Source organism: Fictibacillus terranigra, assembly GCF_030412265.1.
Lineage (GTDB): Bacteria > Bacillota > Bacilli > Bacillales > Fictibacillaceae > Fictibacillus_C > Fictibacillus_C terrinigri.
The window spans coordinates 87,700-109,818 of the sequence record NZ_JAUHLN010000005.1 but is presented as its reverse complement, the minus strand read 5'-3'; the positions used below and the strand labels follow the sequence as shown (position 1 = coordinate 109,818).

The following is a 22,119-nucleotide window of genomic DNA, read 5'->3' as shown; positions in this document are numbered from 1 at the left end:
CACTTTGGCGGATGCTAATCTGGCTCTTGATTGTTCAAATAATGGTTGCTTTTGTAGGACGAGGACTTGTCCCGCTAGGCGTATTGATTGGAGATGACCTTTCTCTCACGAAAGCTCAAATCGGTATGCTCCCGGCGGGTCTCTTTTTAGGACAAGCTTTGGCTTCCATCCCTGCAGGTTTTTTAGTGGACCGGCTGGGATCCCGAAAGCTTCTGCTAGTTCTTTCGATGTGTTTAGGATTCGGATTTATTTTCGCAACCTTCTTTACACATTTTTGGTCGATGCTTATTTTCGTTATCATTGGCGGAGTTGGATATGGAGCGATGCATCCGGTCTCAAACAGAGGAATCATTTATTGGTTCTCACAAACACAGCGGGGAACAGCGATGGGAATCAAGCAGATGGGGGTAACTCTCGGATCCGCTTTATCGGCGGTGATCTTGCTTCCGATCGCTGCATCATATGGCTGGCGGACCGCTGTAATTGCTGCCGCTATGCTTTTAATTTTGACCGGAGTATTATCTTTTTTCCAATATCGCGATTCTAAGAGTGCACCACAAGGCAGTAACGATCAACGGCTGTCTGTTTTCTATAAATCGATGTGGGGAATGATTAGGAATCGGCCGCTGCTGCTCGTAAGTTTGAGTGCGCTCGGACTGAACGGAGCGCAGATGTGCTTAAACACGTATCTTGTGCTCTTCGCCTATGAGAAGATGGGGATATCCCTTTTTCTGTCGGGATTGCTGCTTGTTATATCGGAAGCATTCGGATCGTTTGGAAGGGTAGCCTGGGGTGTGATAAGTGACCGGATATTTAACGGTGAAAGAGTTGTCATTGTTATTGTGATTGTAGTCATTTCTGCCTTATCCAGCAGTACATTGGCTTTATTGCCTGAACATACCCCGTTTGGATTTTTAGTTCCGATCGTTGCAGTCTTTGGGTTTGCTGTTTCAGGGTTTAACGGGATCTGGATGAACCTTGCAAGTGAACTGGTTCCCCCTGAGCAAGCTGGCATTTCCAGTGGTTTGAGCATTACAATCGGTTCGCTTGGCGTTATAGCCGCACCACCGGTCTTTGGTTTTATCGTAGATCTGAACGGCAGCTATTCATCAGGCTGGTTTTTTATCACAGCGTTGTTATGTATCGTTTTTGCGATTCTATTGATATTGTTAAATGTTAATAAAAAGAGAAAAGCGAGAGGGAGTGAACATGCAGTTTGATCCGAAAGAGCTATTAGATGGATTCGAAAGTTGCAGACGCTTGGTCGATTTGCCGGGAATTATTGTGAAAGCAGGGAATTCTTTCGCTGCCAATATAAAGAAGAAGGGGAATGACTCCTTTTGGGCCAGACCCTATTCCATTTGGATCCTGTAGAGAGATTGTGATCTATGAATAACCAAACTAGTGTTGTTATGAACCAAAATAAAGACTCTATGAACTAAAACTGCGGCATTTCCAATCTCTTTTTTACTTGATAATCCCTCTTCAGTTATAACGAATCAGCAAAAAATGAGAAGCCGAATACGGAGACGAAGGAAAAAACGACAAAAACTGAAAAAAATAAAACGGAAAATTAAGATGTGCACGTTCCTAATCCACAAGTGAGTGATGATCAAAACCTGAAGGAAGTCAGCCAAACGATTAATGGTTCTAAAAGGAGAGATCACGCTTGAAGCTATAAAAAATCTAAATAAAAATTACAATGTTGGACCAATTGGCTTAACCACTCAAGATGTAAAACTTATTCATTACAAACCTGATTCAGCATGATTGATTTTTTCCTTTCATAAACATGATGAAGAATTCGACTTCGTTAAGATAGAGCAGTGCAAATAAAAACTACTTCTAATAAAAAGGTCAAATACGCCCCTGTTGCACTGGTAAAAACAAGTGATGGCCAGAAAAAAATGTTTGATTAGGAAGAGCTGGGCGAGGAAATTGAAGGTAAGAGCACGAAAAAAGGAACCCTTGGGTTTATTGTAGAAGAAGCGAAACAGCCCATCCAATGGTGGAAGTTACAACGAGTGAACCAGTGAAGATTGCAACACACTGATGGGTGCATGGGGTGGCAGCCAGTTGTTATCAATTTGAAATGACTCATTTGGGTTATAAACATATATAACGGTTAATTTTCGAAAAACAGTTGTATTTTTGCCGTCTATAACATCCCACAAATTGTCTGTATATCATTTAGAACAAACAAGGGGATAAAAAGGTGAAAAAGATAGAATAATAACGGACACATATATCCTACCTTCATCTCTTCTCGACCTTGACATGTTTGATTGAAAGTGAAAGCAATATTGTAATATTGCCAGTTACATAAAAAGAACCTGTGTCGTTCGACACAGGTTCTTTGAAATTCTACTAATTTGATTATTTAGTGAGCCGAAAAGATGAAATGTTAGTTTCTTTGATTTACATAATCTGGATAGTCTGTGATAATACCGTCAACATCCATGCTTAAAAGAAAGTCAGCTGCTTCCTGACTACGTACTGTCCATGAAGAAATTTTCATTCCTTGTGAGTGTACTTGATTCACTAAATCTTTTGTGACAATGCCGTAGCTTGGGTTAAAATAATCGGCGTAAGCGGAAAACTCTTTTAATGCTTGCTCTGTTGTATCAGTGCTAGAAGAAGTCAGTACTCCAATGGGCACGTATGGAAGAAGGGCATCCATCTTTTTCATTGATTCAAAGTTAAACGATTGAATAATGATTTTTTCATCTTGTGGCAGGTGAAGATAGCGTTCTTTTAATTCCTTAGCAACACTTTCTTCAATTCCTGGGTAAAGCTCGGGAGACTTTAATTCTATTAAAATGCCTATTTTTCCGCGGTACCGGTCAAGTATTTCATCAAATGTTGGTATTTTCTCTCCGACAAATTGCTCGCCCTTCCAGCTTCCTGCATCAAGAGATCTCAATTGATCAAAAGTTAAGTCCTTGACATACCCTGTCCCCTCTGTTGTTCTATCAACTGTTGTATCATGAATAACAACTAGTTTGCCATCCTTGCTTCTTTGTACATCGATTTCAATATAGTCTGCTTTCATTTGAACTGCTTTATCAAAAGCTGCAATTGTGTTTTCTGGTGCATAGCCTGATGCTCCTCGGTGCGCAATGGTATCCACTTGACTCGAATCTGAAGCAAAGGCCTGGTGAAACGGGCTAAATATGAGAGTTAGTGCAAAGCTCATTCCTATTAATAGTTTTTTCTTCATTTCATCAATCTCCTATACTGTATTTTTATCATTTCAGAATAATAGTATTGGAGGAATGTTTATTTTAAGTTACAGGAAAATAAATATTAGAGCTTTTTTTGTTTCTTCTCTATTATTTTTTTGAAGATATTTAGGGTTCAATTTTTAATAAGAGGCGTCAAACTAGATATTCACTCAAAAATTAGACTCTACAGCATTAAATTTACTTTGACGATCTTCCACAATAATGCGCAAGAAGGACGTGTATTTTAGATATAATTTTGCCTATCTAACTGCCACATTTTACTCACCAAAGTACCAACTTTGATATGTTTTAGTAAACACTTATTTTTAAAAAGTATTGATTTCATAGGGTTTTATGCTTTAAAAACCATGTAGTATATGTTCGGTACACAAATCCATCTTTGGGTTCGAGCAATTGTTAACCATTATTCAAATTCGAAAAGGTAATATGCTTTAAAGCATCCATTATGGGTGCTTTTTATTGCCTAAAGATAGTAAGGATCGTTGCCGGAGTTAATACCATAAAGGTATTTAAATAGATATAGTGCAACGTTGATTATTGGTATGAGTTGAGGGATAGAAATTCCGCAAAGAGTCTTATAACTAGCTCTAATGATCCATCCCAAAACAACCGTTTATGGTACCGATTTAAGGAAAGATGAATTAATTTTTGTTCCGCAAACGGGCCTTTATTTAATAAGTGGGTGCATAAAAATTGTACTTTTTATCATTTGACAGACTCCTTTTAGGCTAAAAATCTTGAAATATCAACGGTATTATAAATCATGCAAAGTCGATATACGGCAATCTCTTGAATCGTATAGGATTGCCGTTTTGTGCTAACTTCATATTTACGATTGTGTTAACTGATAATGAATAAGATACGTAGTTATTATTTATTATTTTTCTTTAACCTTAATCGTAAGAAATCACAGATCAGAAGATCCAAATAAAAATATCTAATATAGGAAATTATTCCCTTATAATTATAAAATAAATAAATTAAACTAAAAATTAGTTAATTATTGGCTATGGTTAATCCTATGGACGTTCTTCATCGGGTTGTTTCTGCAGAAGATCATTCGGAAATGGGGTCTATTCCAGTACAGCCATAGCCATTTTTCCAAATGACTCACTTGAGTAAATTCAGGAACCAGCGAATCATCATGTTTTTGACACCTACTAATTCCTCTGTCAGCTTACTTCTAAACGATGACCCGACGCATAGGGCTCAAATCTCCCCAAAGACCGAAACCAGTGTATCTCATTAAAGTCGTTGCTAACTCCATCGTTGTAACAGAGGGACGGAAGTGGCTCGTAATGAAATCGCACACACGTCCGCCGTTACCATCAGTTAAATCAGGAAATCGAAGATCTTACTCAGGTACGATCTACGCCACTACATCAAACTCGCGGGATTAACGTTACGTGAAGATTCATCCTGTCAGCATAAAGGACAAAAACGTATTTCCAAATCGGGCAGAATGAAGCTACGTGCCCTCCTATTCCGAGTGATGATGCGTATGATGCGTAAACAATAAAGCTTTTCGTAGAATGCGTGAGTTTTACACCACCAGAGGCAATAATCGTAAAGTAAAAAAACAACAAACAATTGTTGTACTATGCGGTAAGTTACTAAAAGTATTACATGGATAAGCACAAAGCAAACAGCGTTTGATGCAGAATGAATGATAAAAGATATTCCTTGTCTCGAAGATGCAGCTTAACGCCTTCACCCTTTTAATAAGCACTAGACCATAGGGTGACACGGAGAAGTGCTATTTTCACCATCCGACCTAGAGTCCCTAGAGGAGCATCGCTAGCCTCTGCCTTATGACGAGACCGAACGAAGGAATGTATACACTCAGATGGCAAGAGACATGGGAGGGTACGTCATCATAATCTACGCAGAGATTCATTGTGCAACACATACTGATCCCAACCACACAAACCATATTAATAAGAGGGAGTTGAACTAATGACATTAACTCAAGGATTTTGACAATATTTCTTTGGATGGGAACCACGGTAACGTATCTTCGATCATTAAACCAAATAAAATTGCGTTATAAAAGTCGGCAACATATTTATAAGTATCTACCAGAGTAAATGCATACCACTTCTCTCTATATAGTTATATTTTTATAGGTTAAATTAATATTTTATAGAGGAGACTTTAATGATGAAAAATAAAGTAAAAAGTAAGTTGAGTTTTTTATTGACCTTTGCAATTGTTTTCGGCGGATCTGGGCAAGCAGTGGTTGCCAAGGGTAATAACCATGCTAATCAAGGACAACATAAGAATTTTAGTGAGCAAAATGTAAAACAGTGGTTAAGTGAATATGAATTCTATGAGGATACCAGAGATGCAAAAATCTATGATAAGGTTGCAATAAATGAATTAAATCGTCTCGCACCAGTCATAAAAGATACGAATGCTAAGTTTGATTCTAATGCACTAGACAATCTGATTGTGGAATTTGATAAAACCGGAGACTTTAAGCAAAAAGATATGAATGAACTTGATATGTTTGAACAATTGATTAACCAATATGAAAAGGCAGTTCAAGAGGAGTATATAAAAGGAGAGGTTCTAAAAAGTGATTTGCTCTTAAAAATCAAACATAGGTTAACAGTATGTCTATGGGGGGTTGTATCAAAAAACGATTTTAATGAACCAACTGAAGTATTAATTTCAGATATACTCTTTAATTTTTATTTATCGGATAAAATTGTCAATAAAAATGCTATTGGCATATTAACGGATATCTCTGAGCAAACGGATCACAAAGGAATAAAAGCTCATTTGAATAATGCTGTGAAAATGTCTGAAAAGGCTAATGGGTTTCTAGAAAAAGATCTAGCTATCCCTGCATCAAAATCCTATCAAAATGCATATAAACAAGTGTTATTCGGACTAGAAAAGGCAGGCTATCCATTTAACACAGACTTCTTTGATTCTACCTCTGACACGGATGGTGACACTATAACAGATGGAATGGAATTCTTAGAGGGAATGAATCCATTTATAAAGGATACAGATGGTGATGGATTAAAGGACAATATTGAATATGAGATTAAATCATTTATTTCCCCAACAAAATATGATACAGATCATAATGGCATAAGTGATGCAGATGAAGATATCGATGAAGACGGCCTGAATAATAAAGATGAGCAGGTTTATCAAACAACTTTGATTAAAAAAGATTCAGACCAAGATAGTTTAACTGACGGATTTGAAGTACATCAGTTTGATTCATTACCTAATAAGTATGATACAGATAGCGATGGGTTAAGTGATGGAGATGAATATGCTTTAAAGACAAATCCGAATGTTGCAGACAGCGATAAAGACGAGATCATAGATTCACAAGAATTCCATGAACAATCTATTCGTAAATCATTGCCGGATAAATCAGAAATTACAAGTGTAGAAGTTAGTTTTAGTGCAAAGGATAATATTAATAAAACGACTAGAATTAGCACAAACAAAGTCAATAAAACAACTAATTTATACGGTATTATTGGTTCTCCTATAAGGATCAATACTCGATCGGAAGTTGATAAAGCAAGCATTAAGCTTACTTATGATGAAACGCAGCTAGGAGACACATTGGAAAATGATTTAGGCATCATTTGGTATAATGAAGATGAGGAAATGTTTGAAAGCCTTAACGCTGTGTTAGATACAAGTAAGAATACAATAAGTGTGGAAACTAATCAGCTTAGTGAATATATGGTTGTTGATAAGACAAAATGGTTGGAGCTTTGGAGTAGGGAAATAGACTACTCAAGGAAGCAAGGTGTAAATGAAACGCTGCTTCGCAATATTGCAACGAGAACAGGTGGAGAGTACGATCCAGCTGCAAGTGATAAGTTGAGGGATATTGTCTTTAGTAGTGATGATTCAGGTGATGGAGAGATAGATCCAAAAGATTCAGATGGGGATGGCTTATACGATACCTATGAAATTGTAGGAATGAAAACACCATACGGTATAATCTACTCAAATCCTAACATGAAAGATACTGACGGAGATGGATTAACCGATGGGCAAGAAATGGGTCCATTCAAAACATTCACGGTAGACATTTTTGGAGTTACTATTCATTTTGAAGGTTTCTTTCCAACCAGTTTTCCTGACCGAAAAGATAGTGACGGAGATGGAAAGTTTGATAAGGAGGATTCGAGACCGTTGTACTCCGATTTATCCGATTTAGTAATTTATCAATCAGATAGACCAGAAGGCTATGATGAAAATGGAAATGTAGCTAATGATATGAAAACAAATGATTATACAGGCGATGAAATGACTGACATTAACTGGATGTTTAGATTCCAATTACTTGAATCTTATTTCCCAGGTATTCTCTTTGATGAGTTCGAGACAATGTCAACAAGCATATTTTCTACGGGAGATATGGAAGATGTTGTTTTAGATATGATTGATCATTTTGAGGAGGGAACTGGTACAGCGTATCGCAATCAGACTTTAACTAAAAAAGCGAGTGAGCATGAGACAACAAAAGCCTATTTTGAATTTGTCAAAAATGCATTAGTTGATGAGTTAAAGAAAAATGGAGGTAATTTGGCAGCACTTCAGTATGATAAAAGTACAAAGGACACCAATAAATTTTATCAATATATACAGGATAATGCTTCTTACCCGGTGTTTCATAATAACAGTGATATTATAGGCGGACTTACAATTACAGTAAATGATACTTGGGGGAATACCGTATCCGTAAAAGATTTTTCAGTAGAAAACAATCATTTTAAAGGTGTCATGCATGTTCGTTTATATGATCATTTTGGGTTAGATCAGCCAGATGTGGAGAAGGTGTATGTCAACTTAGCAGGATTTCGTGCCTGGTTTGTCTTACAGCATTATGATGAATATGATGGCAAATATAAGCCCTTTGTTTCTTTAATGGAAATGAATATACCATTCGAGGGGGAATTGTAATTAAAGTTAATTTAAAAATTTTAGTTTTGATTCTTGGTATATTCTTCATTCCATTATACTTAATTGGATGTACAAAGAATGGGGGGGAATCAAGCGGGGAAACAAAGATTTTCGAAATTGCCAATACAGAAGAGGTCGTTGGTAGAAAGCATGAAGAAGTGGCTACTCTCAAAAAACATTATATGATTCTGAATCCACCCAATAATTTAATAGATTTGAAAGAATTAGTTGAAAAATACATTAAGAATCATCCAGTTGAAGGTGAAATTAAAGTAATAGAAGGCAAAAACAGGATTTTTTATATATCCTTCTATAGGGAAAGTGACGATTTGCCAAGAGACTGGCAGCCTGATGAAAGTTACATGAATACGGATCGGATGGAACACCATAAGCGTGATCTCATTGCATCGATCATTTGGTCAGATGCTGAACCACAAAAAGAATACAATGTTTATGATAAAAGTGAGGAAGGAAAGGTCATGAAGCGGATGCATTTTATTGAGGATCAGCTTGTTGAGTAATACACTAAAACGATATTCAGCCGGTTACAACATTAAATAAGCTACCCGTAGTTCACGGAACCATCAAACAAGCAAAACCCTGAATTTGGCCAAATAAGCCTAAATTCAGGGTTTTGCCTTGTGCCAAAGAGAGGGAAAAAGCACGTTTTCCGGAAGGGGCCTCATCTTCCATTTTCGTCTGTTCTCTCCGTATTTCTATCCTATGGGTGATTTGAAAATTGGTACCCATTTTTTATTTGGTCAAAAACCTCATAACCACGCGATTTCACGGCCGTTTATTTTTGCAATGAACTAATGAAAGTACATAAAAGTAGGCTACTATGAATGACTCAAGTATTTAACATCGGTTGAAATTAAAAAATAATAAAAAAAGATCCCTCTTTTAGTGAAATCCGACTAAACGAGGGACACAACGGTTGATGGGATTCGTTGGAAAACCATCTATATTCATCTTATCAAACTAATTTAAACAAATTAAGGGTGTTACTACAGGTAGGTTTATCCATTGTTTAGAGGTTAAGGGGGCAGTTCTTCCTCATGTTTTGTACTTCCTGAACAAATCCCAGAGTGCAAGCTCTATAATATCCCGCACGTACTTGCATTTTTTTTGCTAGATTGAAAAGAAATATGAATTATAAGATTGTTAACAGCAGATTTGTGAAATATTAATTGTTATGTTTATATACTTGGTTAAGGAGAGTCATTGGGCCAATGAGTGCCGTGGAACGAAATGAATATCGGTTTGAACCAGAATATAGTGTAATCAACCAAAATTACTACTAACTTAAAGGTAATTACAGAAGGGAGGGTGTCAATGATCGCGATCTATGCAAGGGTGAGCACGGAGGAGCAGGTAACTCAGAATAAGCCACCATTTATTTTTTTTCCTCAAGACCGTCACTCGGTATACTATCCATGTACAACTGCAGCCAAAAGGTCAATGAAAAGCACCACAATCGAGGCTAAGGGAACAACCCCATCAAACATTGTTATTAAAGAGCTTCAAAAACAGCTCGTTGAAGATGGGATGGTTTCAGTATAAAACTTTAGATGTTCACTCTCAAATTAACATGGGAAAAGCTTACCTAATAACGGTAAGTTTTTTCGTGGGTGTGTAAAACTTAAGGCTGACATTATTCTTCTGTAATACAATAGAATTAAAGCCCCTGTGGTTGATATCGTAGGGGATAACACCGTTTAATCTCATAAAATGTAAATAAAACGTTATGTATAATAAACACGTCGTTGTTCGTTCGAGACTTCCGCCTATCATTCCGTTTTTTAGTGAAGGTTTTTTTCGGGTGAGAATGTACTGAGCTTATTTTATTTAAACAATTTATTGTAACAAATTTAATGTATTTAATTGTTGATGTCTCCCATAATTCATCTTAAAGATAGAAATTCATGTATAATTAAACCCCAACAATAGAATCGGCTCGTTAGTCTTCACACTTCGACTTAGAAGGGGGGAGAGCTTGATGACAATATTCCAGACACTTGTCTTGATGATTTCCTTCGCAAGTTTAGTGGTCGCAATATTGTCTCATCACCAAAAAAAATAGCCCAAACATAAAATGACGTAAAAGTTTTAAGTTGACTGTAGGTGGTAAACACCTACGGTTTTTTTATTCAGTTTATATTGGATTCACAATGACTAAAATTAATTTCCGGGAGAAAACAAAAAGGATATTTTAGATATCTTTCATATCCTAAGTCAATTGATACATGAAGTTTGTCTAATTTGGTTCACTTGAAATATTATTGTTTACAAAATGTTTAAAGGGGAGGTGTTATTCTGATAACCCATATCCTTATCGGAATGGTTTTTGGTCGGTTATATTATCTGGAAATTTCTTGACAGTTTGCTTTGGATTTCAGAAAACGCTTCGTATTTACCAATTACATGCTCTGTAACGCCATCTTCCTTTCCGTTTTATGTACAAAAACAATGTGCAGTCACCTCTTAACGACTTATAACTAAATATGCCATTGCCGGTATAGAAAAGAACGACAAGGTTGCTTAGTCAAACGTTGGGCAACTTGCAGTTTCACGCAACACATTTACCTCATATATTGATTCCAACAATTATTATAAAATGATTAGTAAACTCCGATGACAAGCAGTACATTCTTCTTAGATTATTTTTAGGGGGATATATACATAAAGGATAGAATTATATTACCATGATCACTCAATTTCAATTATATAAAAAAATCCCCTCTTATCAGTAAGAAGGGATACATTTTTATTCAATTATGCAAACGTCAAACTATCAATGGCTGTTGGATAATGTGTGATTAATTCTGCTCCGTTTTTCCTTAAAACCACCGTATCGGAATGTCTAAAGCCACCAATTCCGGGAATATAGATTCCGGGCTCAATGCAGAATACCATGCCTTCCTCTAAGAGTAAATCATTGTCAAAACGGATATAAGGCTCTTCGTGGGCAGAAATCCCGAGGCCGTGTCCTGTCCGGTGAACGGCATAATCCGCGACGCCGGCTTTTTGGAACACATTCCTTGCAACCTGGTCCACCTCTGAAGCGGAAACTCCTGGCTTTATGAAATCAAGCGCCATTTTCTGAGCTGTTGTTGCCAGATCAAACATCTTTTGCTGTTCATCATTCGGCTTTCCTATAAAAATCGTTCGTTCCAGCTCTGCGCGAAAACCATTCAGTGCAACTTGCCGGCTATGAATGACTCCGTCCCCAATTTGAAACCGTCTCGTGTTCGAGAAAACATGGGGAAGAATCGTCCGTTCTTTTCCTGAAGGCGACATAACAATCGTATCGAGTGTGGATCCTGGATAATCCCTTGATGCTTTTGCGTACAAAGCAGCATTTCCTTTCGCATCCACCTCGAGTTCACTGACGTTTTCTACACACGCTTTTAATGAGGTTTCCAATGCGAGGTTAACCAGTTCTCCCGCTTTCTTCATCAAGGCAATTTCTTCTTCTTCTTTGACATACCGCATCCGTACTAACTCCTGACCTACATCCTTCACCTGGTAGCCCCAATATGTCAATGCTCGATAAAGGCTTGTTGGTGCGTTTGCAAAATCAAGGCCAATCGTGGAACCTTTGGCATTTCCTTTAACAACAGATTCTACTAAACTCATATGCTGTGTTTGTGATTCTTCAGGGTGTTCATAATAGACCTTGACTTCTTCTACGTGAGCTGATTTTCCGGCATGGAGTTCTTCAAGACCAGGAACAACAAGCGTTGATCTTTCTTTATTTATAATAAGGAAAATAGGACGCGAATAAATCAGTGCTTTAAAACCAGTTAGATAATATTGGTGATCGGGCAGCATAATAACTGCCGCATCCATGCCCCCACGTTCAAGATAGCTTCTGAATGTTTCAACTCGATTTCGGATGTTCAACATTTTTCATCACCTTTCTTATTTTATGGAAATTGTATTTTGGTCAAGCGGTTGGGGCTTATTAATGGTAAACAGACTGACAACAATAAGAGCAAGGATTGAAAGCGGCAGGGAAAAAAGGATGCTGTTCCAACCCATCGGCTTGCCGAGAACCAATTCCCAAAAAAGAGTGGCTAGTCCACCTGTGATAATAGAGGATATTGCACCTGCGGTCGTCGCTCTTTTCCATAGAAAGCTGGCTATTATGGTAGGTGTAATGGCTGCGCCGTACATCGTGTAGGAATACATCTGGATTGACAAAACAGACGGGAAAAACTGACCCATCGCATAAGCTAATATGCCTAGAATAATCACGACTATCCGGTTAAAACCTAAAAGATTTTCCTCTGGCACAGCATCCTTCTTAAACGATTTAATTAAGTCGTACACCAAATTTCCAGCAGATGACAACAGATAGGAGTTACCTGTTGTGATTATAAAAGCCACGCATGAGGCTAAAATGAGCGAACCCATAACGGTAGGAAAACCTTTTGCTGCCAATTCCAGGATCGCTGTATCTGGTGCAATGTTTGGAAATAAAACGATGGAGCATGTCGCTAATGTAATCGACAATATGACAATGAGGACATCACCTAGAAAAAAACCAATGGTAGATTTTTTGGCACTTTGGGGATCTTTTGCAGCTGAAAAACGCTGGTACATATTCTGGTCACCAAGAATAAGCAAGAAAGTGGGTAGGAAGAAGCCAAGGATTTGAGCAGTGGTAAGGCCACCATTCCAAGTTAGTTTTTGTTCAGGAATGTTTTGGGCAAGACCTTCAAAACCGCCTGCTAAATAGAGTGCGAGGGGGACACCGATCAGAAAGCCAAAAACAATGAGAAAGGAACTTAGGAAGTCCGTATAAGCGACTGAGAAAAGTCCGCCGGTAGTCGCAAGGAAAATAACAATAAAAGCAGTAATCATAGTTCCGACTTCAACTGGCATGCCGGTGGTGATATTTAAAACATAGCCTCCACCAATAAACTGATAGGACGTAATCCCCACATAAGCGAGTAAAATAAAAACGGCAGAAATGAGTCGTGTTTTTTTGCCGAAGCGAATCTCAAGCATTTCTGGGATTGTGTATTTGGCACGGACACGAGCTTTGTCAGCGATAAAATAAAGAACAATAATGCCAAGGGGCGCACCGGCAAAATAAATTAACGCAGCAAAAGGTCCGTATTGGTAAATAAAGCTTGCCCCGCCAACAACAGTCCCGGAACCGACCCATGTGGCCAATAAAGTGCCGATGAGAACCAGGCTCGGAAGCCTTCTGCCTGCCACCATAAAATCCTCACTTGTTTTTACTTCTTTTTTAGCATAATACATTCCCATAATAATCATAAAAACAAGATACAGAGCGACAACAGTGATATGGATATAATTGGCCAAAATGAATACCTCCTGTTATTTGTTTCTTTTTTGATCCACAAATTCAGTCAGTATGAGTTCAATTTGTTCCATGGCTTTAATAAGTTTTAGTTGTTCTTCTTCAGGAATCTGGTCAACCATGCTTAAAACATAGCAATTGGATAATGCAATAAGATCATCTAACTCTTTCTTTCCGTCATTGGTAAGGTACAGTTTGATTTTTCTTTTATCCTCAGAGGAGTAATGTCTTATCACAGCATTTTGGCTTTCCAACTTCTTTAACACCCTGCTTAAATAACCTTTGTCCAATTGAAAAAAATTGATTAAGTCATTGGCTGAACACCCCTTATTTCTATTGATTTCATATAAAAGCTGAGTTTCTAGTAAAGTGAACTTGCTTTTATCTGTATATTGATTCATAAGACCAAGTACACGGGTATAAAAACGATTGAATTTCCGGATTTTTTCAGCATTCATTAAGTAAATCTCCCAAATTTTACAGAAAACTATGAATATTAACTCAATAATAATTGTAAATTGTTGCTTTTGTCAACCGAAGCGACCATCAAATGGCTAAGGAATATCGGTCACTCGGTAGTAGAATACTCGGTGTTATTGAAATTGTTATCGCTTTCAATTACAATGTATGCAAATAGCCAGTGTTCTTCTGGTAAAACAATGTAAGGTGCATGTATGCTTTGAATGAACACTTTAAATTCCTATACACCAATGAGAAGGTGATGAAAATGGTGCGAGACGAAATGCAAAAACGGATATTACGTTGGTTGGAAGAACGGGATAATCAAAAGAAACAATTCGTTTTTCAAGTCAATGGATCATCTGTGGATCGTAAAGGAAAAAAAACAAAAATTGTCTACGAAACCGTGGAATTGCTGAGTGAAGGACAGTTTATAGAAACGATTATGTATGAAGGATGTACGGGGAAAAGAAAAGCTCATTTTCGGCTTAATTATCAAAACGTTTGCCGTATCCTAAATTCATATTTAGATCAATGGGATAAAAGTATTGCCGCATACACGGTTTTGGAATTTTGAAGGTGAGAATGGCAACACGTAAGCTTAATGCTCCCAAATATATTTCTTTTCGGTCTTATCGTATTTAGTAAGAAACATTAAAAAAGCAGTTATTAATGAGAGCAACTTAATTACTCTACCTTCATGTATGAAAAATGAAAAAGAAAAGAAAAATAATTTTTGCGTTGGACAGGAAGAACCCTCTGTCAGGAATATAGATGTAAAGGAACAATGTTTAAACCATCGAGAAAGCTCCATCTGTTTTAGATACCAGGGCTCTTCTGTTCTTTTACTGTCTCAATTAGAAGGAAGAGGTTAAACGAAGGTCATACTTCACGTTGGTTTTAAATATTATTTATTTTCTTAAAAATAGCTTTTTCTTCTAATTTCTGTTAGAATAAAAAAGGATTATTTTTGTTCGGTGTAAAAGAAGTTTAAGTATTCGATTTTTCATCTGGGTGATCACTTTGGGCAAGAATTGTAACATTTTGTGTTGTTTAACGCACTAGGAGGAAATAATTTTGGAACAAGGTACAGTTAAATGGTTTAATGCAGAAAAAGGTTTCGGATTTATCGAACGCGAAGGTGAAGAGGACGTATTCGTTCATTTCTCTGCTATCCAATCTGAAGGTTTCAAATCATTAGACGAAGGTCAAAAAGTTACTTTTGACGTTCAGCAAGGTGCTCGTGGACCTCAAGCTGCAAACGTTCAAAAAGCATAATAAATTAAATAAAAACAGGTCCTTTTTAAAAGGATCTGTTTTTTTGTTTAATAAAGTGCATTAAAAAACCCGCTCAACGCAAGAGCAGGTAAATTGTACAAGTAAGTAAATGGTTTAACTAAGTATAACATAGTAATTTAAGATTTCATGATTTTTTCTAAAAATAGGGTAAGATACTGTATCAACAAGAATATGCTTGTTAAAATCAGTAATTATTAAATGAACTGGCATGTTGATCAAAAGGAGAAAGTTACATATTCAAATAAAATTGGTTCAAATTATAGAAAGAGGCGAGTTTGGAAGAATCCGTTCCAATCTCGCCTTTTTTTTTAGGGTTCACCCAAAACGAACAATTCGTTTCGACGTTCTACAAAATAAAATAGTAATTGACTAAATCTTCTAAATTGTTTAAACTTTAATGCGTAAAGTTTAAACTTCAAATTACTTTTTTATTGAAGTTGACACTTCAAAAAGTTAAAAGGGGGTTATAGGGGATTGAATTATCCAGTATGATTTAAATTTTTAGTTGGAGGTTTTAAATGATTTCTCATAATGAAGTGGCCTTTATGTCTGCAAGTGAGATAGCTTCTAAAATCAAAGACCGTGAATTTTCCCCTGTAGAAGTGACAGAGGCCTTTATCAGTCGTATTGAGGAGAGAAATAAAAGTTTAAATGCCTTTGTCTACTTTGGTTATAAAGACGCGTTGAACAAAGCAAAGGAGGCAGAACGTTCTTTACTAGCCGGAGAAAATGTTGGCATTTTTCATGGTGTGCCCTCTGCTTTAAAAGATTTGTTCGGTGCGAAGCCCGGCTGGATTTCTACCTTTGGGGGCGTCAGAGCATTTAAAGATAATGTAGTAAACCATTATTGTGCTTATGGGGAACGTTTTGAAAAGGCAGGTGGTATTTTACTAGGTAAAACGAATAGTCCCGTTTTAGGTTTTCGTGGGGTGACAGATAATTACTTGTTTGGACCTACACGAAATCCATTCGATTTAAGAAGAAATCCAGGAGGATCATCTGGTGGTAGCGCCGCTGCAGTGGCTGATGGTCTTGTTCCCATTGCTCAAGGATCGGATACCGGTGGATCCACTCGAATCCCAGCCGCATGGTGTGGAATTTATGGTTTTAAGCCTTCTGGAGGACGCGTTCCTTTCCTAGGACGACCTGATGGTTTTAGAACGTACATTTTCTCATCAGAGGGAACACTCACTCGGACTGTCGAAGACGCCGCACTAAGTCTTGACATGTTAACTGGATATGACGATCGGGATCCTTATTGTCTAAATAAAAAAGTGGACTTCCTTTCGGCATTAAAGGGTTCTATCAAAGATTGGCGAATTGCTTACAGTCCAAATTTTGACGTTTACCCGGTTGATAGTCGTGTTGCTCAAACCGTTGCCCAAGCCGTAAAAGTATTCAAGCAGGCTGGAGCTACCGTTGAAGAAGTGGATATTGGTATTCCTTACGATCAACGTGAGTTAAGCGAACTCTTTAATCGAGTCGTAATGAGAGGGTCTATTTCCATATTCGAAAATTATAAAAGTAAGGGAATTGATTTATTAAAGGATCATCGAGAAGATTTGCCTCCTCAGTATCTTGAATGGATTGAGAAAGCTTACCAGATGAACATGCTTGATGTTCACCAAGATCAAATTATGCGTACTACCATTTATGACAAGATTCAAAGCGTATTTAAAAAGTATGATTTATTAATCACACCAACTGTAGCATCCCTCCCAACGGAAAACGGCCATGCTGGAAACACCGTCGGGCCGAGTCAAATTAACGGTGAAGAAATCGACTCATTAATGGATGGTGTATGACATACCTCACCAATTTTACGGGTCATCCATGTGCATCCATACCTGCAGGGCTTGCAGACCAACTTCCCGTCGGAATGCAAATCATCGGAAAACGTTACGCAGATACCGATGTCATAACAGCTAGTGCTATATTTGAAAAACTAAAACCCTGGAATCATATCTATGACATTTGTAAAAATCGCCCCTTAGACCTTCAGCAAATATCCTACAGAAGTTAGATTTACTCTTCTCCTGCCGAAACACAAATTCTGTTCAAATTTTTAAAAAAAGAATATGAACTCCATTGTTTTTGCTTAAATCAAACCGCGTGGTTAATTTAAAATCATTAGGGGGGTATATTATGGGGCGTTTGCGCGAGTTCTCTCAGAATAAGTTTTTTATCCTTTTTATTCTTTTTGCAGGATGGATGGTTGCTTATTTAGACCGTATGGTAATGAGTGTTGCTCTAACAGCCATAGGTGATGACCTTCATCTAAGTGCTGCATCGTTAGGGATTGTTCTTAGCAGTTTTTTTGCGGGTTATGCCTTAATGCAAATTCCAGGAGGTTTTTTGGCAGACAAGTACGGTTCAAAAAGAGTCATGATTGTATCACTTATTGCATGGTCATTGTTCACGGCGTTTACGGGCTTTGCATGGTCATTGGCTTCTTTGCTCGTCATCCGCTTTTTCTTCGGAGTTGGTGAAAGCGGATTCCCTGCAGCCAGTTCAAAAGCAGTTGCCGAATATTTTCCAAAAGCCGAACGAGCGAAGGCACAGTCCGGTATGTTATCTTCCAACGCATTTGGTGCTGCCGTAGCTCCTCTGGTTGCAGCACCAATGATGCTGTGGCTGGGATGGCGACACATGTTTATTGTCATTGCATTAGTTGGATTGGTCCTTGTGGTTGTATATGGTTTGGTTCTAAAGAAGCCAAATCAAACAGAAAACGATAAGAGTCAAAGTCTGGGGAAAAAAATTTCCATAAAAGATTTATTGACAACACCCACGATGTGGAAACTTGTCATAGCCTGGTTTGGATTGGATGTGGTTTTATGGGGATTTGCTTCCTGGCTACCTTCTTACTTGTTAAAAGTTCGTCATTTAGATTTACTTCAGGCCGGATTCGTTGCCTCATTACCATTCTTTGCTGGAGGAGTAGCGATGATTTTAGGAGGTTGGTTAGTAGATAAGTATTTTATTAACCGAGAAAAATATTTTGCGATTATTGTAGAAGTACTCGGAGCATTATTCCTTTACTTAATGTTTAAAACACCTTCAATTGAATTAGCTATTATCTATCAAGTACTCTCAGCTTTTTTCTTATATGCAGGGTTCGCAGGGATTTGGTCATTACCTCTAAAAATTCTTCCGACAGCAGTAATGGGATCAGCAGCAGGAATGGTCAATTTTGGTGGTCAGTTAGCTGGCTTTGTCTCTCCATTGGTCATGGGCTATTTAATCACTGCTTTTAATGGATCCTATGATGCGGCCTTCTTCTTTTTAATTTTTTCCTCCCTTATTTCCATTATTGCTTGCTTAACTTTAGGTGACGCAAAAAATTCCTTAGAAACAAGAGCAGTAAACATTTAAGAAGGGGGAGAATTCAATCTCCTCCTCACAGTGAACAGTAATCGGTTTGGAGGTGTACTAAATGTACGCAATTGTAAATGATACACGTCTATTTTTTGATATTGAAGGTTCAGGATTCGTTCCCGAAGGGCCGAAATTAAGGGAGAAACCAACTTGTTTTGTCCTCCATGGCGGTCCAGGAGGAGATCACACGGTGTACAAACCACATTTAACCCCATTATCCGATTTGATGCAACTCGTCTATATCGATAATCGGGGAAGTGGTTTTTCTGAATGCCAATCTTCATCGACCTATACTTTGAACCAAAATGTAGAGGATTTAGAAGCATTAAGAAAATATTTAGGATTAAAGAAGATTGTTCTTATGGGACAATCGTATGGAGGAATGGTTGCACTAAGCTATGCCATTGCATATCCTCAAAACGTTTCCAGTCTTCTATTGATCACAACATCACCTAGTTTCAATTTTATTGAAAAAGCAAAGAAAATTGTGTCGGAAAAAGGGACCAACGAACAGCAAAAAATGGCACAAATCCTCTGGAACGGAGAATTTGACTCCCAAGAACAGTTAACGGAATACTACAAAGTAATGGAACCTTTATATTCATTTTCATTTAATCCAAAACCTACTCAACTAGAACTACAAAAAAGAACAGAAGCTTATGAAAGATCGAATCGATCTTTTAAAGCTTTAAATGCAGGATTTAAAGGATTCTTAAAAACGTATAATGTCATCGGACAACTAAAATCTATTAAATGTCCTTCTTTGATAATAGCAGGCCGTCATGATTGGATTACGCCGGTAGAAGAGTCTTTTGTACTTGCCGAAAAAATTCCAGATAACGAGTTAGTGATATTCGAAAAAAGCAGCCATAACGTCATTAAAGATGAATACAAACATTTTATTTCAACCGTTACTTCGTTCGTGGAAAAAAGGTTGATTTATACTGTACAAAATTTTATGTAGGGAGGAGTTACTGTATGAGAATTGCGATAGGGCAGATTGCTCATGAAACAAATACATTCTCTAATGTGGCAACGACAGTAGAACGTTTTAAAAGCTGGGAATGGGATTATAAGGAGAAAATTATTGAAAGACATTTAGGGGTTGATGATTACGTAGGGGGCATGATTGATAAATGCAACCAGCTTGGTATCGAAATCGCACCTGCCTTTTCTACCTTTACAGGGCCGTCAGGCATGATCACGAAAGAAACCTATGAAACATTAGAGAACGAGTTAATCACCAGCATCCAATATGCAGGAGACGTAGACGGAATCTGTCTTGCTTTACATGGGGCTGGCGTTGCTGAAGGAGTGGACGACTTAGAGGGGTCTTTGCTAAAGGCTCTTAGGCGTTCCATAGGATATGAGATTCCTATTGTTATAACATTAGATTTGCATGCCAACGTAACAAAATTAATGGTGCAAGAAGCCAATGCCCTTTTAGGCGTTCATTTTTATCCCCATACGGATTCTCATGTAAGAGGAAAGGAAGCCATTGAGTTATTAGAACAAATTATTCAAGGCGAAATAGAACCTGTTATGCATCTAGAACAGCTACCGCTTATGATTCCCACCTCCACAACCTATCATTCTCCAGCCAAGGATATCAATGAGATTTGCTGGGAATGGGAAAAGAAACAGGATGTGGTGGATTGCACGTTCTTCCACGGGTTCCCTTATACCGATATTCCTGATGTTGGCGTTTCCGTAGTCACCATTACCAACGGAAAACCTTTATTAGCTCAACAAGTGGGGAACGAGGTAGCCAAAACGATCTGGGAGAAGAGAATGGAGTTTCAAACAGATCTCCCCAATCCTGAGGAAGGAATTCAACAGGCTTTATCTAAAGCAGACTACCCCATCGTTATCAACGAAACGTCCGATAACCCAGGTGGAGGGACACCAGGAGATGGAACATTTTTATTAAAAGCGATGGTTGAAGCGAATGCTCCCAATACGTGCTTTGGATTTATTTATGATCCTGAAGTAGCAGAGTTGGCCCATCAAATAGGGGTAGGGTCATATATCGATGTAGAATTAGGAGGCAAAACCGATTTATTACACGGAGAACCTTTGCCTCTAAAAGTATATGTCAAGAGTTTATCGGATGGCCAGTTTTTTCAATCTTCTCCCATGTGGCGAGGATTAAAAGTAAATCTTGGAAAATCCGCGAGATTAAAAGCCGCAAATGTCGATATTATTGTGTGCTCCGTCAGAGCCCAAACCTTTGATGAGCAGATTTTCTTGCTTCATGGAATCGATGTAGCCAATTACAAAATTGTAGCCTTAAAATCAAGTCAGCACTTTCGAGCTGCCTTCCAGTCCATCGCAAAGAAAATTATTACTGTCGATTCACCTGGTTTAAGCACTTGTGATTTTTCGTCATTTCATTATGAACGAATCAATCGGCCGATCTTTCCTTTAGACTCCGTTCAAGATTATAGAAAGCAGACAACAAAGGCATAACCCTATTCGAAGTGAGAGATGTAACAGTAGGTGCCAATCCTAGCACCCTAACATCTAGAAAGGAAGATCATGGATGGAACCTATCAACGAAGTCATTCGAAAGAATTTCAATACGCTAACGAATCGTCAAAAAATGGTAGCCCAATTTATTCTGGAGCATCCCCAACATATCGCTTTTCAAAAGGCAAAAGAAGTCGGAGAGTTGACCAAAACAAGTGAGACAACAGTGATCCGTTTATGCTATGCGCTTGGATATAAAGGCTTTACTCATTTGCAGAAGGAGATTCAGTCAAATTTATTAGATAAAGGACAAACTGATCCATTAGAAAAATATAGAGTATCTACAGGAGCTCTCAGTCAAAACACCGTAGATCTTATTCACCATATTAAGGAGCAGGAGATTGCTTTTATAGAAAAAAACCTGGACGCGTTGGACTCGAATTTAGTCCAAAAAGTTATTGAGGCGATTCTGTATTCCAAAAAAAGATGCATTGTGGGATTAAGGAGCTCATATGCAGCAGCCAATTGGCTGGCGTTTAGTTTAAACATTGTAAAAGGCAATACCCATCTGTATCGAGGAGAAATTGACGACGCGATTTCTTTGATTTCAGACATGGATAAAGAAGGCCTAGTCATCGCGTTTTCATTCCCGCGTTATGCTCAGGAGACCATATCGTTTGTAAAGGCCGCGAAGAAAAAGGGAGCGAAAATCATCGCCATCACCGATAACGAATTATCTCCCTTAGGATTATTTGCAGATTTGTTGATAAAAGTGTACACCCCTTCGCCTACCGGTCTGAATGGGATGGCCACCATGTTTTCGTTGCTGAATGTCATTGTATCTGGCGTTGCCTCATCGAAGTGGGAAGAGGTACATAACCGTATCAATGACTACGAACAAACGAGCGAACAGTTTTTTCCGTTTTTTAAGCAGGAAACCCATTGATCCGCTAACAGCAAAATAGAGATAGAGAAAGGGACTTTGAT

19 protein-coding genes and 1 pseudogene are annotated in these 22,119 nt (G+C 37.9%); 15 read left to right on the top strand and 5 right to left on the bottom strand.

Annotated elements, in window-relative coordinates; translation table 11 throughout:
- Positions 1-26 precede the first annotated feature (26 nt).
- Complete coding sequence (locus QYF49_RS20515) at positions 27-1,220, top strand: MFS transporter (protein WP_290401460.1); 1,194 nt, start codon at positions 27-29, stop codon at positions 1,218-1,220.
- A 1,184-nt stretch (positions 1,221-2,404) separates the two neighbouring features.
- On the opposite strand, the gene QYF49_RS20510 is transcribed toward QYF49_RS20515, so the two are convergent.
- Both QYF49_RS20510 and QYF49_RS26035 read right to left on the bottom strand, forming a co-directional pair.
- The gene (locus QYF49_RS20510) at positions 2,405-3,220 is read right to left on the bottom strand and encodes a glycerophosphodiester phosphodiesterase (protein WP_290401459.1); all 816 of its coding nucleotides are present in this window, start codon (positions 3,218-3,220) and stop codon (positions 2,405-2,407) included.
- A gap of 1,101 nt (positions 3,221-4,321) precedes the next feature.
- Positions 4,322-4,451, bottom strand: a pseudogene (locus QYF49_RS26035) (IS110 family RNA-guided transposase); the annotation flags it as partial.
- 130 nt (positions 4,452-4,581) lie between these two features.
- On the opposite strand from QYF49_RS26035, the gene QYF49_RS26030 reads away from it, so the two are divergent.
- The 6 genes from QYF49_RS26030 (at position 4,582) to QYF49_RS25870 (ending at position 10,275) form a co-directional block, all read left to right on the top strand.
- Positions 4,582-4,764 (top strand): transposase, encoded by a 183-nt coding sequence (locus QYF49_RS26030; RefSeq protein ID WP_425589618.1) that lies wholly within the window; start codon positions 4,582-4,584, stop codon positions 4,762-4,764.
- Positions 4,765-5,402: 638 nt separating this feature from the next.
- The gene (locus QYF49_RS20500) at positions 5,403-8,192 is read left to right on the top strand and encodes a DUF3289 family protein (RefSeq protein ID WP_290401458.1); all 2,790 of its coding nucleotides are present in this window, start codon (positions 5,403-5,405) and stop codon (positions 8,190-8,192) included.
- 158 nt (positions 8,193-8,350) lie between these two features.
- Positions 8,351-8,713: a hypothetical protein gene (locus QYF49_RS20495; RefSeq protein WP_290401457.1), complete on the top strand. Its 363-nt coding sequence runs from the start codon at positions 8,351-8,353 to the stop codon at positions 8,711-8,713.
- 711 nt (positions 8,714-9,424) lie between these two features.
- Positions 9,425-9,496 (top strand): DUF5370 family protein, encoded by a 72-nt coding sequence (locus QYF49_RS25875; RefSeq protein WP_354005864.1) that lies wholly within the window; start codon positions 9,425-9,427, stop codon positions 9,494-9,496.
- Between the two features lie 31 nt (positions 9,497-9,527).
- Complete coding sequence (locus QYF49_RS20490) at positions 9,528-9,755, top strand: hypothetical protein (RefSeq protein ID WP_290401456.1); 228 nt, start codon at positions 9,528-9,530, stop codon at positions 9,753-9,755.
- A gap of 436 nt (positions 9,756-10,191) precedes the next feature.
- Complete coding sequence (locus QYF49_RS25870) at positions 10,192-10,275, top strand: putative holin-like toxin (RefSeq protein ID WP_354005863.1); 84 nt, start codon at positions 10,192-10,194, stop codon at positions 10,273-10,275.
- 692 nt (positions 10,276-10,967) lie between these two features.
- Here QYF49_RS25870 and QYF49_RS20485 read toward each other — a convergent pair.
- From QYF49_RS20485 to QYF49_RS20475, 3 genes are read right to left on the bottom strand one after another with little or no spacing between them, the layout of a single operon-like run.
- Positions 10,968-12,101, bottom strand: coding sequence for a M24 family metallopeptidase (locus QYF49_RS20485; RefSeq protein ID WP_290401455.1), 1,134 nt, complete (start codon positions 12,099-12,101; stop codon positions 10,968-10,970).
- A gap of 15 nt (positions 12,102-12,116) precedes the next feature.
- Complete coding sequence (locus QYF49_RS20480) at positions 12,117-13,529, bottom strand: sodium:solute symporter family protein (protein ID WP_290401454.1); 1,413 nt, start codon at positions 13,527-13,529, stop codon at positions 12,117-12,119.
- A 15-nt stretch (positions 13,530-13,544) separates the two neighbouring features.
- Positions 13,545-13,985 carry a MarR family winged helix-turn-helix transcriptional regulator gene (locus QYF49_RS20475; protein WP_290401453.1) on the bottom strand — a complete coding sequence of 147 codons (441 nt, stop codon included), beginning with the start codon at positions 13,983-13,985 and terminating at the stop codon, positions 13,545-13,547.
- A 263-nt stretch (positions 13,986-14,248) separates the two neighbouring features.
- Between QYF49_RS20475 and QYF49_RS20470 the strand changes: the two genes are divergently transcribed.
- The 8 genes from QYF49_RS20470 to QYF49_RS20435 all read left to right on the top strand — a co-directional run bounded on the left by QYF49_RS20470 (position 14,249) and on the right by QYF49_RS20435 (position 22,078).
- Positions 14,249-14,563 (top strand): hypothetical protein, encoded by a 315-nt coding sequence (locus tag QYF49_RS20470; protein WP_290401452.1) that lies wholly within the window; start codon positions 14,249-14,251, stop codon positions 14,561-14,563.
- 500 nt (positions 14,564-15,063) lie between these two features.
- The gene (locus QYF49_RS20465; protein ID WP_290401451.1) at positions 15,064-15,264 is read left to right on the top strand and encodes a cold-shock protein; all 201 of its coding nucleotides are present in this window, start codon (positions 15,064-15,066) and stop codon (positions 15,262-15,264) included.
- Positions 15,265-15,803: 539 nt separating this feature from the next.
- Positions 15,804-17,090 (top strand): amidase, encoded by a 1,287-nt coding sequence (locus QYF49_RS20460; RefSeq protein WP_290401450.1) that lies wholly within the window; start codon positions 15,804-15,806, stop codon positions 17,088-17,090.
- On the top strand, positions 17,087-17,308 hold the full coding sequence (locus QYF49_RS20455; protein WP_290401449.1) for an amidase family protein: 222 nt from the start codon (positions 17,087-17,089) through the stop codon (positions 17,306-17,308). Before QYF49_RS20460 ends, QYF49_RS20455 begins: the two co-directional genes overlap by 4 nt.
- A 122-nt stretch (positions 17,309-17,430) precedes the next feature.
- Positions 17,431-18,660 (top strand): MFS transporter, encoded by a 1,230-nt coding sequence (locus tag QYF49_RS20450; RefSeq protein WP_290401448.1) that lies wholly within the window; start codon positions 17,431-17,433, stop codon positions 18,658-18,660.
- A 61-nt stretch (positions 18,661-18,721) separates the two neighbouring features.
- Positions 18,722-19,627, top strand: a complete 906-nt coding sequence (locus QYF49_RS20445; protein WP_290401447.1) for an alpha/beta fold hydrolase — start codon at positions 18,722-18,724, stop codon at positions 19,625-19,627.
- A 14-nt stretch (positions 19,628-19,641) separates the two neighbouring features.
- A complete protein-coding gene (locus QYF49_RS20440; RefSeq protein WP_290401446.1) occupies positions 19,642-21,132 on the top strand; it encodes a M81 family metallopeptidase in 1,491 nt (496 codons plus the stop codon).
- Between the two features lie 73 nt (positions 21,133-21,205).
- Positions 21,206-22,078 (top strand): MurR/RpiR family transcriptional regulator, encoded by an 873-nt coding sequence (locus QYF49_RS20435; RefSeq protein ID WP_290401445.1) that lies wholly within the window; start codon positions 21,206-21,208, stop codon positions 22,076-22,078.
- Positions 22,079-22,119: the final 41 nt, after the last annotated feature.